This is a genomic window from Enterobacter sp. E12 (genome assembly GCF_014596715.2).
GTDB classification, from domain to species: domain Bacteria; phylum Pseudomonadota; class Gammaproteobacteria; order Enterobacterales; family Enterobacteriaceae; genus Enterobacter; species Enterobacter bugandensis.
In genome coordinates, this window is sequence record NZ_CP115601.1 from 3,041,630 (window position 1) to 3,055,090 (window position 13,461).

Genomic DNA, 13,461 nt, shown 5'->3' on the forward strand with positions numbered 1-13,461 from the left:
GGCCATGAGCTTTAACACAATCATCGACTGGAATACCTGTAGCGACGCACAGCAGCGTGAGCTGCTGATGCGCCCGGCGATTTCCGCCTCTGAAAGCATCTCCCGCACCGTGGCGGAGATCCTGGATAACGTCAAAGCCCGTGGCGATGACGCCCTGCGTGAATACAGTGCAAAGTTTGATAAGACGGAAGTCGGCGTATTGCAGGTTACGGAGCAGGAAATCATTGATGCCAGTAATCGTCTGGGTGACGACATCAAGCAGGCGATGGCCGTCGCGGTGAAAAATATTGATACCTTCCACACCGCGCAGAAGCTGCAGACCGTGGATGTCGAAACCCTGCCCGGCGTGCGCTGCCAGCAGGTGACGCGCCCGGTTGCATCAGTGGGGCTTTATATCCCAGGTGGTTCAGCGCCGCTGTTTTCGACCGTATTAATGCTCGCCACGCCGGCGCGTATCGCCGGATGCCAGAAAGTAGTGCTGTGCTCTCCGCCACCGATCGCCGATGAGATCCTCTACGCGGCAAAACTCTGCGGCGTGCAGGCGGTGTATAAAGTGGGCGGCGCACAGGCGATTTCCGCCCTGGCGTTCGGGACAGAGTCCATTTCTAAAGTCGACAAAATCTTTGGCCCGGGCAATGCGTATGTGACCGAAGCCAAGCGTCAGGTCAGCCAGCGTCTCGACGGCACTGCCATCGATATGCCTGCCGGTCCGTCTGAAGTGCTGGTCATTGCCGACAGCGGCGCAACGCCGGACTTCGTGGCCTCCGACCTGCTTTCACAGGCAGAACACGGCCCGGACTCGCAGGTCATCCTGCTGACGCCGGATGCCGATATGGCGAAACGCGTGGGCGAAGCCGTTGAACGCCAGCTTGCCGATCTGCCCCGCGCCGACACGGCACGTCAGGCGTTAGCGGCCAGCCGCCTGATTGTGGCGCGCGATCTCGAGCAGTGCATTGCCATCTCCAACCAGTACGGCCCGGAGCACCTGATCATTCAGACCCGCAACGCGCGCGATCTGGTCGACAGCATCACCAGCGCGGGCTCGGTGTTCCTCGGCGACTGGTCACCGGAGTCCGCGGGGGATTACGCCTCCGGCACCAACCACGTTCTGCCGACGTATGGCTATACCTCTACCTGTTCCAGCCTCGGCCTGGCGGATTTCCAGAAACGCATGACCGTGCAGGAGCTGTCCCGCGAGGGGTTTGCTTCACTGGCTTCTACTATTGAAACCCTGGCCGCCGCCGAGCGTTTGACCGCCCACAAAAACGCCGTGACGCTGCGCGTTGCCGCCCTGAAGGAGCAAGCATGAACATTGAAGAATTAGCCCGCGAAAATGTCCGCCGCCTGACGCCTTACCAGTCTGCGCGTCGTCTGGGCGGAAACGGGGACGTCTGGCTGAACGCCAACGAATTCCCGACTGCGGTGCAATTTGAGCTGTCGCAGCAAACGCTGAACCGCTATCCGGAGTGTCAGCCAAAAGCGGTGATTGAAAACTACGCCCAGTACGCGGGTGTGAAGCCGGAGCAGGTACTGGTCAGCCGCGGCGCGGATGAGGGCATTGAGCTGCTGATCCGCGCGTTCTGCGAGCCGGGCAAAGACGCGGTGATGTACTGCCAGCCCACGTACGGCATGTACAGCGTCAGCGCCGAAACCTTCGGTGTGGCGTGCCGCAACGTCCAGGCGCTGGAGAACTGGCAGCTCGATTTACAGGGCATTGCCGACAATCTCGACGGCGTGAAGGTCGTCTTCGTCTGCAGCCCAAATAACCCCACCGGGCAGATTATTAACCCGCAGGATATCCGCACCCTGCTGGAGATGACCCGTGGTAAAGCGCTGGTGGTGGCCGACGAGGCCTACATCGAGTTCTGCCCGCAGGCGACGCTGACGGGCTGGCTGGAAGAGTATCCGCATCTCGTTGTGCTGCGCACGTTGTCAAAAGCCTTCGCCCTCGCGGGCCTGCGCTGCGGGTTTACGCTGGCGAATAAAGAGGTCATCGACCTGCTGCTGAAAGTGATCGCCCCGTACCCCCTCTCAACGCCGGTTGCCGATATTGCGGCACAGGCGCTGACGCCTCAGGGTATCAACGCGATGCGCGAACGCGTGGCGCAGATCCTGGAGGAACGTCAGTACCTTGTCACCGCGCTGAAAGACATCCCTTGCGTCGAGCAGGTGTTCGACTCGGAAACCAACTACATCCTGGCGCGCTTCACCGCCTCCAGTGCCGTATTTAAATCTTTATGGGATCAGGGCATTATCTTACGAGACCAGAATAAACAACCTTCCCTGAGTGGCTGTTTACGTATCACCGTAGGCACCCGCGCAGAGAGCCAGCGCGTCATTGACGCCCTGAAAGCGGAGAAAGTATGACCCAGAAGATCCTTTTCATCGATCGTGATGGCACCCTTATTTCGGAGCCACCAGCCGATTTCCAGGTCGATCGTTTCGACAAGCTGGCTTTTGAACCGGACGTCATCCCGGTGCTGCTTAAGCTTCAGAAAGCGGGCTATAAGCTGGTAATGATTACCAACCAGGACGGTCTGGGTACGGACAGTTTCCCGCAGGCGGACTTCGACGGCCCGCATAACCTGATGATGCAGGTGCTGACCTCTCAGGGCGTGGTATTTGATGAAGTGCTGATTTGCCCGCATATGCCAGCCGACGAGTGCGACTGCCGTAAGCCAAAGGTGAAGCTGGTTGAGCGCTATCTGGCCGAAGATATGCTGGATAAAACCAACAGCTACGTCATCGGCGATCGCATCACCGATATTACGCTGGCGGAAAACATGGGCATCGCGGGGCTGCGCTACGATCGTAACGACCTTAACTGGGCAAAGATTGGCGAGCAACTGACAAAACGCGACCGCTATTCCCACGTTGAGCGTAACACCAAAGAGACGCAGATTGATGTAAAGGTATGGCTGGACCGTGAAGGCGGCAGCAAGATCCACACCGGCGTCGGTTTCTTTGACCACATGCTGGACCAGATCGCCACCCACGGCGGTTTCCGCATGGAGATCGCGGTAAAAGGCGACCTTTATATTGACGATCACCACACCGTGGAAGATACCGGCCTGGCGCTGGGTGAAGCCCTGAAGCTGGCGCTCGGCGACAAGCGCGGCATCAACCGTTTCGGCTTCGTCCTGCCGATGGACGAGTGCCTGGCGCGCTGCGCCATGGACATCTCGGGTCGTCCGCACCTGGAATACAAAGCTGATTTCACCTACCAGCGCGTCGGCGATCTCAGCACCGAAATGGTGGAGCACTTCTTCCGTTCCCTGTCCTACACCATGGGACTGACGCTGCACCTGAAAACCAAAGGCAAAAACGATCACCACCGCGTGGAGAGCCTGTTTAAAGCCTTTGGCCGTACGCTTCGCCAGGCGATCCGCGTGGAAGGCGATGCCCTGCCCTCGTCGAAAGGAGTGCTGTGATGAACGTGGTGATTCTGGATACCGGATGCGCCAACCTCAACTCCGTGAAATCGGCCATCGCGCGCCACGGCTATGAGCCGGTGGTGAGCCGCGATCCGGACATTGTATTGCGCGCTGACAAGCTTTTCCTGCCGGGCGTTGGCACCGCACAGGCGGCGATGGACCAGATTCGCGAACGCGATTTGGTGGATTTGATCAAAGCCTGTACCCAGCCGGTGCTGGGGATTTGCCTGGGCATGCAGCTTCTTGGCCGCCGCAGCGAAGAGAGCAACGGCGTTGACCTGCTGGGCATTATCGACGAAGACGTACCGAAAATGACCGACCACGGCCTGCCTCTGCCTCATATGGGCTGGAACCGAGTTTACGCCAAAGCGGGTGACAGGCTGTTTCGCGGCATCGAAGACGGCGCGTACTTTTACTTCGTGCACAGTTACGCTATGCCGGTGAACGTCAATACCATCGCCCAGTGCACTTACGGCGAGGCGTTTACCGCGGCGGTGCAGAAAGACAATTTCTTCGGCGTGCAGTTTCACCCGGAACGCTCTGGCGCCGCGGGCGCGCAGCTGCTGAAAAACTTCCTGGAGATGTGATGATTATTCCCGCTTTAGATTTAATTGACGGCACGGTTGTCCGTCTCCACCAGGGCGATTACGGCCAGCAGCGCGACTACGGAAAGGACCCGCTACCGCGCCTGCAGGATTATGCCGCCCAGGGTGCACAGGTGCTGCATCTGGTGGATTTAACGGGCGCGAAAGATCCGGCGAAGCGCCAGATCCCGCTGCTGAAAAAACTGGTTGCTGGTGTGGACGTGCCCGTGCAGGTTGGCGGCGGCGTACGCACCGAAGACGATGTGGCGGCTCTGCTGGATGCGGGTGTGGCGCGCGTGGTGGTCGGTTCAACCGCCGTGAAAGAGCCTGAGACGGTGAAGGGCTGGTTCCGCCGCTTTGGCGCCGACGCGCTGGTACTGGCGCTGGACGTGCGCATTGACGAACAGGGTAATAAACAGGTGGCGGTCAGCGGCTGGCAGGAAAATTCCGGCGTAACGCTGGAAGCGCTGGTCGAGACGTATCTCCCTGTGGGTCTGAAGCACGTGTTGTGCACGGACATCTCGCGCGACGGCACGCTGGCGGGTTCCAACGTTTCTTTATATGAAGAAGTTTGCGCCCGTTATCCGCAGGTGGCATTCCAGTCATCTGGCGGCATCGGTGACTTAGCCGATATCGCCGCGCTGCGCGGAACGGGGGTACAGGGCGTGATTGTGGGCCGGGCCCTGCTGGAAGGTAAATTTACGGTGACGGAGGCGATTCAATGCTGGCAAAACGGATAATTCCTTGTCTTGACGTGCGCGATGGTCAGGTTGTGAAAGGCGTGCAGTTCCGCAACCACGAGATCATTGGCGATATCGTCCCGCTGGCAAAACGCTATGCCGACGAAGGCGCTGACGAACTGGTCTTCTATGATATCACCGCCTCCAGCGATGGCCGCGTGGTCGATAAAAGCTGGGTCGCGCGCGTGGCGGAAGTGATTGATATTCCGTTCTGCGTGGCGGGCGGGATTAAGTCTGCTGATGACGCCGCCAAAATTCTCTCTTTTGGCGCCGACAAGATTTCCATCAACTCCCCTGCTCTGGCCGAGCCGGAACTGATTACCCGCCTGGCCGATCGCTTTGGCGTGCAGTGCATAGTGGTAGGGATTGATACCTGGTTCGACGCCGCGACCGGCAAATATCACGTAAACCAATATACTGGCGATGAAAGCCGGACGCGCGTGACGCAGTGGGAAACGCTCGACTGGGTAGAGGAAGTGCAGAAGCGCGGCGCAGGTGAGATTGTACTGAACATGATGAACCAGGACGGCGTGCGTAACGGTTACGATCTCGAGCAGCTGAAGAAAGTTCGCGCGGTGTGCCACGTTCCGCTGATTGCCTCCGGCGGCGCGGGCACCATGGAACACTTCCTGGAAGCCTTCCGCGATGCGAACGTGGACGGCGCGCTGGCCGCGTCCGTGTTCCACAAACAGATTATCAATATTGGCGAGTTAAAAACGTACCTGGCCGACCAGGGCGTGGAGATCAGGGTATGTTAACAGAGCAACAACAGGCGCAGCTGGACTGGGAAAAAACTGACGGATTATTGCCGGTGGTTGTACAGCATGCCGTCTCAGGCGAAGTTCTGATGCTGGGGTATATGAACCAGGACGCGCTGGCAAAAACGATCGACAGCGGCAAAGTGACGTTTTTCTCGCGCACGAAGCAGCGCCTGTGGACCAAAGGGGAAACCTCGGGGCACTTCCTGAACGTGGTCAGCATGACGCCAGACTGCGATAACGACACCCTGCTGGTGCTGGCCAATCCGATCGGACCAACTTGCCATAAGGGCACCAGCAGCTGCTTCGGCGAGGCGAGCCACCAGTGGCTGTTCCTGTATCAGCTTGAGCAACTCCTGGCGGAGCGTAAATCCGCGGATCCTGAGAGCTCCTATACCGCAAAGCTGTATGCCAGCGGGACTAAGCGTATTGCGCAGAAGGTGGGTGAAGAAGGCGTTGAGACGGCGCTGGCCGCGACCGTACACGACCGGGAAGAGTTGACGAATGAAGCGTCGGATTTGATGTATCACCTGCTGGTGCTGCTGCAGGATCAGGAGCTGGATTTGACGACGGTGATTGAGAATCTTAGAAAGCGTCATAAATAAAAAACCGGGGATTTTCCCCGGTTTTTTTTAATCTGCAAATCAGGCTTTTGGCTTATAGTTGCGTAATGCGTTACGCCCTAATACCACACCGGAACCAATCATTCCGCCCAGCAGCACGGCAAGGATCAGCACAATGGCTTTTTTCGGGCTATCGCGACGAACTGGCAGATCCGGCTTCATGACGTAACGGTAGACGTGTATTGTGTCCGGCTTAACGTTCAGGTTTTGGATGTCCAGCAGGTTTTGCCTGGTCTGATAGTATGCAGCAGAAAAGACCAGGGGACGAGAGGCTTCGTTTTCAATCATCGATTTCAGCCCTACGCTTCCCAGGAGGAACATTGTTTCCTGGGTCACATCCTGAGTTTGTTGAATCTGTGGCGAGGAGATTTTCGCCGCCTCAGCGTTTTTCAGCGCTTCGGTAATTTGTTTAATACGCAGGTCTTTCTGCTCCTGAGCGACCTTCTCCTGGTTTACCAGAGAATCGTTCAGGGTTTTAATCTGCTCTTTGATGCTGTTTTGCAGGTCAACCGTGAGCTCTTTGGAAGTTTGCTCATCAACCTGCTGGATATATTGCGCAAGCTGCTTCTGCGCCGCTTCTGCGGAAGTACTGGTATAGGAAACACTCAACGGGAGCGATTCCCCTTTAACAGCAGGCTCGATTGTCAGTTTTTCAGGTTCGTCCTGATTTTCCAGTGCCTGTGCCAATGCAGAGAAGGAAGAATTGAAACGACCAATAGCGCGTATTTGAACATCAAGCATTGAGGGTGCAGCACTACCGTAGAGGATATTCAACGCATTAGAATATGTTGCAATTTGAGCGACATCAGGTTGCGCAATAATTGCGCTTGAGGTCCACTTTTCTTTCGCGAAAGTAAGATAACCGACAGCAAGTGCAATAAAAACAACAACAAACGTTGCTATCATCCACTTCCCACGCCACAGCTGCAGCACTAAATCAAGTAAATCAATTTGCTCAGGGTCATTGCTTCGGATGACCTGGCTATTGTTGTTGTGCGTCATACATTCCCTAACAGATGAAAAAGGGCAAACATAATTGTGTTTTCATAGTTTATCTATTGCTGGGGATTTTTCTATAAGAATCCGATGAGTTATATCGGAAAGATGCGTTATGTAACTCGCCTCCTTCGCGCTATCATAGTCACTATGTGATGCGTTATCGCATCTGTAAGCGTTGGGTATTTGAGGAAAGATATGAAATTTCTGGTAACGGGCGCAGCTGGTTTTATCGGTTCTAATGTCAGTAAACGCCTGCTTGAAGCCGGCCATCAGGTTGTCGGTATTGATAACCTGAATGATTACTACGACGTCAATTTGAAGCTGGCGCGTCTTGAACGGCTACAATCTGAGCGATTCACCTTCCACAAGATGGAATTAGCTGACCGGGAAGGTATGGCTGCGCTTTTCGCTGACGAGAAGTTCGATCGCGTTATTCACCTGGCCGCACAGGCAGGCGTACGCTACTCCCTGGAAAATCCACACGCTTATGCGGATGCCAACTTAATTGGCCATCTCAACGTGCTGGAAGGTTGCCGCCACAATAATGTTCAACATTTGCTGTATGCTTCATCCAGCTCCGTATATGGCCTCAACCGTAAGATGCCCTTCTCCACTGACGATTCCGTAGATCACCCGGTTTCACTCTATGCCGCGACCAAAAAAGCCAATGAGCTGATGTCGCACACCTATTCGCATCTCTACAACCTGCCGACCACCGGACTGCGCTTCTTTACCGTATACGGTCCGTGGGGACGCCCGGACATGGCGCTGTTTAAGTTTACTAAGGCGATGATTGAAGGCAAAAGCATCGATGTCTATAACTACGGCAAGATGAAACGCGATTTCACCTACATCGATGATATCGCTGAAGCAATTATCCGCCTGCAGGATGTTATTCCCCATCCTGACGCAAACTGGACCGTCGAGACTGGCTCACCGGCAACCAGTTCAGCACCTTACCGCGTTTACAACATCGGTAACAGTTCGCCAGTAGAACTGATGGACTACATCACCGCGCTGGAAGAGGCGCTGGGTAAGAAAGCCGAGAAAAATATGTTGCCACTCCAGCCGGGCGACGTCCTGGAAACCAGCGCCGACACGAAAGCGCTCTATGACGTGATCGGTTTCAAACCGCAAACCTCGGTTAAAGACGGCGTGAAGAACTTCGTTGACTGGTACCGCGAGTTTTACAAGGTCTGAAAATAAAAAACCCGGCAAATCAGCCGGGTTTTTTATTTTAACGTAAGAGAATTAGTCGCTACCGAACAGATCGCGGGTATAGACTTTGTCAGCGACGTCAGCCAGCTCTTCGGCCATGCGGTTCGAGATGATGACATCCGCTTCCTTCTTAAAAGCATCCAGATCGCGGATCACGCGGGAATTGAAGAACTGATCTTCCTGCATGGCCGGTTCATAAATAATAACCTCAACGCCTTTCGCCTTGATGCGCTTCATGATCCCCTGAATGGAAGAGGCGCGGAAGTTATCGGAACCGCTCTTCATGATCAGACGGTACACGCCGACCACTTTCGGCTGGCGCGCAAGAATAGAATCGGAGATGAAATCTTTACGCGTACGGTTAGCGTCAACAATCGCCGATATCAGGTTATTCGGCACAGCCTGGTAGTTTGCCAGCAGCTGCTTGGTATCTTTTGGCAGGCAATAGCCACCGTAGCCAAATGACGGGTTGTTGTAGTGGTTACCAATACGCGGGTCGAGGCAAACCCCTTCAATAATCTGGCGGGTATTCAATCCAAGACTTTCTGCGTAGCTGTCGAGCTCATTGAAGTACGCGACTCGCATTGCCAGATAGGTATTCGCGAAAAGCTTAATCGCCTCTGCTTCGGTGGAGTCTGTGAACAGCACCGGAATATCTTTCTTCACCGCGCCTTCCTGAAGCAGCGCAGCGAAACGTTCAGCGCGCTCAGAGCGTTCACCAATAACGATGCGGGAAGGATGCAGGTTATCATAAAGCGCTCTCCCCTCACGCAGGAACTCAGGCGAGAAGAAAATATTATCGATACCAAACTTTTCTTTGATGGATTTGGTAAAGCCGACAGGAATGGTTGATTTAATAACCATCACCGCATCAGGATTGACCGCAATAACATCTTTGATAACCGCTTCTACGGTTGAGGTGTTGAAGTAATTGGTTTTTGGATCGTAGTCAGTAGGCGTCGCAATGATGACGTAATCCGCATCGCGGTATGCATCTTCTTTATCTGTCGTGGCGCGGAAATTCAGCGGTTTGTTGCTGAGATAGTCCTGGATTTCTTTGTCGACAATCGGCGATTTCTTCTGATTGAGCATATCCACTTTGGCCTGCACGATATCCAGCGCAACCACTTCATGGTTCTGAGCAATCAGAATGCCGTTAGAAAGACCGACATACCCTGTTCCGGAAATTGTTATTTTCATTCGCTAATGACTTCTTTTAGTTAACTGTACTGATGGCCGGCAGACCATCGCGATAAACATAACTGATGGGCTTTGTACCTCCTGGCAAACAGCACTGTCAAGGCAAACCAGGAGTAATCACAACGAGGGGGATGAGATTCAGACTACTTCGAATAATGCGCGGCATTTTTTGCATAAAAAAACCCGGAGACAGGCTCCGGGTTTGATGAAAGCGAGTAAGTTAACTTATTCCATCCATTCGGTGTGGAACACGCCTTCTTTATCCGTGCGCTTGTAAGTATGCGCGCCGAAATAGTCACGCTGTGCCTGAATCAGGTTGGCAGGCAGAACGGCAGCGCGGTAGCTATCGTAATACGCCACCGCAGCCGAGAAGGTTGGAACCGGGATACCGTTCTGTACAGCGTAGGCAACCACGTCACGCAGCGCCTGCTGGTACTCGTCTGCAATCTTCTTAAAGTACGGTGCCAGCAGAAGGTTAGCGATACCTGCGTTTTCAGCATAGGCATCGGTGATTTTCTGCAGGAACTGCGCACGAATGATGCAACCCGCGCGGAAGATCTTCGCGATCTCGCCGTAGTTCAGGTCCCAGTTATTCTCGTCAGACGCCGCACGCAGCTGTGAGAAGCCCTGCGCGTAGGAGACGATTTTACCCAGGTACAGGGCGCGACGAACTTTCTCGACGAACTCAGCTTTGTCACCGGCTGGTTTAGCCTGTGGGCCTGACAGCACTTTAGAAGCCGCAACGCGCTGCTCTTTCAGAGAAGAGATATAACGCGCAAAGACGGATTCGGTGATCAGAGACAGCGGCTCGCCCAGATCCAGAGAGCTCTGGCTGGTCCATTTACCGGTACCTTTGTTCGCTGCTTCATCCAAAATCACATCAACCAGGTATTTACCTTCTTCATCTTTCTTCGTGAAGATATCTTTGGTGATGTCGATCAGGTAGCTGTTCAGCTCGCCTTTATTCCACTCGGTAAAGGTTTCAGCCAGCTCTTCGTTAGAGAGATTCAGGCCGCCTTTCAGCAGGGAGTATGCCTCTGCAATCAGCTGCATATCGCCGTATTCGATGCCGTTGTGCACCATTTTGACATAGTGACCCGCACCGTCCGGACCGATATAGGTCACACAAGGCTCGCCATCTTCAGCAACGGCTGCAATTTTAGTCAGAATTGGCGCAACCAGCTCGTACGCTTCTTTCTGGCCGCCAGGCATAATAGATGGACCTTTCAGCGCGCCCTCTTCACCACCGGAAACACCGGTACCGATGAAGTTGAAGCCTTCAGCGGACAATTCACGGTTACGACGAATGGTGTCCTGGAAGAAGGTGTTACCGCCATCAATGATGATGTCGCCTTTTTCGAGGTAAGGCTTCAGGGAGTCTATAGCTGCATCGGTACCTGCGCCCGCTTTCACCATTAGCAGGATTCGACGAGGCGTTTCCAGAGACTCAACAAATTCTTTTACCGTATAGAAAGGAACGAGTTTCTTGCCTGGGTTTTCGGCAATCACTTCTTCAGTCTTATCACGGGAGCGGTTGAAAACGGAGACGGTATAACCACGGCTTTCGATGTTGAGCGCCAGGTTGCGCCCCATCACTGCCATACCGACAACGCCGATCTGTTGCTTGGACATTACATACTCCTGTCAGGTGTGGTCACTGTCGGGTAACCCCGACAGATATAATTTGCAAGAATCTTAACTCATAAATCAGGGACAGAGGTAGGCATTTGTGGCCTTGATCACGCCAGACGACACAAAACGGGATATATCAAACCCCCACAAAAGGTGCAGGTATATTTTATTTATAAATGAACTAAATCACAACAGATAATAAATTCTCTTATTTATTATGTTTTTTATTAATTGCTTTTTGATAAAGTTCAACCGTTTTATTATACATTGCGTTGAATGAGAAGTTTTCAAGGAAAAATTCATTTCCTGACTTGCCTAATTCAACACGTAAAGCACTATCACTAATTAAGTCAGCGAGTCTGTTTTTAATGGCATCAATATCTGCACGAGGAACGAGATATCCCGTTTTGCCATCAATGACAGATTCAGAAACGCCACCAACGTCTGATGCTAAAACAGGCAAGCCTGCACGCATAGCCTCGAGAATACTGATAGGGAAACCTTCCCAGTTAGAAATTAACAGGAAAATATCACTGTCTGCCAGCAAGGCATCAACGTCTAAACGTTCGCCTGTAAACAGTACATTTTCGCTAATTCCAAGATCCTGTGAAAGCTGTTTCATCTCATCTAATCTGGGGCCTTTTCCTACCAGCGTCAACGCCCAGTTTCTTGTTTCTAATCGACTCAACGCTTTCAATAGGCTTTCATGATCTTTTTGTTCTGAAAAACGAGCTACCGAAATCAACTTCACTACGTCATGAGTATGGTAAACATGAGGAGCAGCACTTTTTAACGGCACGCCATTATGGATCACCGTTTGCTGACTGGCAGACGCAACGTTATGTTCGATTGCAAGTTGTTTATCTTGAGCAGAGACTGTGATTATTTCATCAGTAATTTTACTGAATAATCGTTCAATAACAATGTACAAGCGACGTTTCTTATCATGAACCCCATTTGCGAATGACCAACCGTGTACGGTGAAAACAACAGGAATTTTCAGGAAAAGAGCTGCCAACCTCCCTACAATTCCAGCTTTAGAAGAATGAAGTGCAATAACATCCGGAGAAAATTCTTTTATAATCTTGCGTATAATTAAAGCGCATTTAATATCTTTATAAGGCGATATTTCCCTTACCAGCTCAGGGATAATGTGAACTTTCACATTTAATGCGCGAACATCATCAACCAGAGCGCCTTGCTCTCCAACGATTAACTCAACTTGATGACCATCCTTTACTAAACCAGATGTCATATCACGCAAATGAGTCTGAGCCCCACCGATTTCATTCGCGCGTGTAATTATATAAAGAATTTTCATAGTTTTTGAAACAGTCCGATAAGTATATCGTTACTAACGCTCATTAACTTGCAACGAGACAGCTACACCTGGTATTAATGTCTTTTGAATGGTCCAAATCTTCCAGAAAGACCATCAGAAATACCGTAAAAGATCATCATCAACGTTTTCTTTTTTTCTTTATTAAGAATTAAAGATATTGCAGCACGAGCAAAATTAAGGAAAACCTCACGAACTTTATAACCCACTGGAATATATGACTTTCTGATCATAAAGAAGCTATTTCTGACCAAAAAGTAACGTCGCATCGGGCTATGAACAGATATTTTACGTCCTAACAGATTCAGCCTTGAATCACCAATCGTGTGAGCCATTGACGCCTGATTAGTCATTGCAACGCGATACCCTAATTTTTTAGCACGCAGGGCCCACTCCACATCAATATAATCCACGAACAATGCTTCTTCCATTTTACCAACTTTCTCGTAAACTTCAGAAGAAAAGAAAGAGCCAGATGCAATAACGTAGGTGACATCTGTTATTTCTTCTATTGGCGTTCGTTTAATAAATGGACCGATGTAATTAGTGCCCCAATAAAATTCGTTTGTGTGCGGATCATAAAAAGAAGGACCCAGGATACCAACGTTATTCTGGGTGTACATCTTGCTCATGGCACTGATGAAATTAGCACCTAATACACTGTCTTGATCAAGAAGTAATAAATATTCGGCACCGCGAGATATAGCATTTTCGATACCAATGTTTTGCGCATGCGAAAGACCCATATTCTCGGGCAAACTGATCATGACGAAATTAAATTTTTCTGCTAAATCTTTTATCTCTTCGTAATTTCGAGAGCCGTTATCTATTATAACAGCACTGTCTATTTGGCCTTGCAAAGAAAGAAATTGCTTTTCTAAGCAAAGTATATCAGGGTTAAATGTTACAGTTACAGAACTAATCACGACCTATC

The 13,461-nt window shown here is 51.9% G+C and carries 13 protein-coding genes; 8 read left to right on the forward strand and 5 right to left on the reverse strand.

Annotated elements, in window-relative coordinates:
* Positions 1–4 precede the first annotated feature (4 nt).
* The 7 genes from hisD to hisIE are packed head-to-tail and all read left to right on the forward strand — an operon-like array spanning position 5 to position 6,121.
* On the forward strand, positions 5–1,309 hold the full coding sequence (hisD, locus tag IB212_RS14550) for a histidinol dehydrogenase (RefSeq protein ID WP_041911993.1): 1,305 nt from the start codon (positions 5–7) through the stop codon (positions 1,307–1,309).
* A complete protein-coding gene (gene hisC / locus IB212_RS14555) occupies positions 1,306–2,367 on the forward strand; it encodes a histidinol-phosphate transaminase (RefSeq protein ID WP_028013763.1) in 1,062 nt (353 codons plus the stop codon). The genes hisD and hisC overlap by 4 nt, the downstream gene beginning before the upstream one ends.
* Entirely contained in the window at positions 2,364–3,431 is a 1,068-nt protein-coding gene (gene hisB, locus IB212_RS14560; RefSeq protein WP_028013764.1) for a bifunctional histidinol-phosphatase/imidazoleglycerol-phosphate dehydratase HisB, read from the forward strand. Before hisC ends, hisB begins: the two co-directional genes overlap by 4 nt.
* Positions 3,431–4,021, forward strand: coding sequence for an imidazole glycerol phosphate synthase subunit HisH (hisH, locus tag IB212_RS14565; protein ID WP_028013765.1), 591 nt, complete (start codon positions 3,431–3,433; stop codon positions 4,019–4,021). Before hisB ends, hisH begins: the two co-directional genes overlap by 1 nt.
* Positions 4,021–4,758 carry a 1-(5-phosphoribosyl)-5-[(5-phosphoribosylamino)methylideneamino]imidazole-4-carboxamide isomerase gene (gene hisA, locus IB212_RS14570; protein ID WP_041909171.1) on the forward strand — a complete coding sequence of 246 codons (738 nt, stop codon included), beginning with the start codon at positions 4,021–4,023 and terminating at the stop codon, positions 4,756–4,758. The genes hisH and hisA overlap by 1 nt, the downstream gene beginning before the upstream one ends.
* The gene (hisF, locus tag IB212_RS14575) at positions 4,740–5,516 is read left to right on the forward strand and encodes an imidazole glycerol phosphate synthase subunit HisF (RefSeq protein ID WP_041909169.1); all 777 of its coding nucleotides are present in this window, start codon (positions 4,740–4,742) and stop codon (positions 5,514–5,516) included. The genes hisA and hisF overlap by 19 nt, the downstream gene beginning before the upstream one ends.
* Positions 5,510–6,121, forward strand: coding sequence for a bifunctional phosphoribosyl-AMP cyclohydrolase/phosphoribosyl-ATP diphosphatase HisIE (gene hisIE / locus IB212_RS14580; protein ID WP_041909167.1), 612 nt, complete (start codon positions 5,510–5,512; stop codon positions 6,119–6,121). Before hisF ends, hisIE begins: the two co-directional genes overlap by 7 nt.
* A gap of 39 nt (positions 6,122–6,160) precedes the next feature.
* Here hisIE and wzzB read toward each other — a convergent pair whose 3' ends face one another.
* Entirely contained in the window at positions 6,161–7,141 is a 981-nt protein-coding gene (gene wzzB, locus IB212_RS14585; RefSeq protein ID WP_041909165.1) for an LPS O-antigen chain length determinant protein WzzB, read from the reverse strand.
* A 192-nt stretch (positions 7,142–7,333) separates the two neighbouring features.
* Here wzzB and IB212_RS14590 point away from each other — a divergent pair, with 192 nt between their 5' ends.
* Complete coding sequence (locus IB212_RS14590) at positions 7,334–8,338, forward strand: NAD-dependent epimerase (RefSeq protein WP_041909163.1); 1,005 nt, start codon at positions 7,334–7,336, stop codon at positions 8,336–8,338.
* 51 nt (positions 8,339–8,389) lie between these two features.
* On the opposite strand, the gene ugd is transcribed toward IB212_RS14590, so the two are convergent.
* The 4 genes from ugd to IB212_RS14610 all read right to left on the reverse strand — a co-directional run bounded on the left by ugd (position 8,390) and on the right by IB212_RS14610 (position 13,453).
* A complete protein-coding gene (gene ugd / locus IB212_RS14595; protein WP_041909161.1) occupies positions 8,390–9,556 on the reverse strand; it encodes a UDP-glucose 6-dehydrogenase in 1,167 nt (388 codons plus the stop codon).
* A gap of 225 nt (positions 9,557–9,781) precedes the next feature.
* Positions 9,782–11,188 carry an NADP-dependent phosphogluconate dehydrogenase gene (gene gndA / locus IB212_RS14600; RefSeq protein ID WP_028013772.1) on the reverse strand — a complete coding sequence of 469 codons (1,407 nt, stop codon included), beginning with the start codon at positions 11,186–11,188 and terminating at the stop codon, positions 9,782–9,784.
* 208 nt (positions 11,189–11,396) lie between these two features.
* Positions 11,397–12,509, reverse strand: a complete 1,113-nt coding sequence (locus IB212_RS14605; protein WP_041909159.1) for a glycosyltransferase family 4 protein — start codon at positions 12,507–12,509, stop codon at positions 11,397–11,399.
* Between the two features lie 74 nt (positions 12,510–12,583).
* The gene (locus IB212_RS14610; RefSeq protein ID WP_041909157.1) at positions 12,584–13,453 is read right to left on the reverse strand and encodes a rhamnosyltransferase; all 870 of its coding nucleotides are present in this window, start codon (positions 13,451–13,453) and stop codon (positions 12,584–12,586) included.
* Positions 13,454–13,461: the final 8 nt, after the last annotated feature.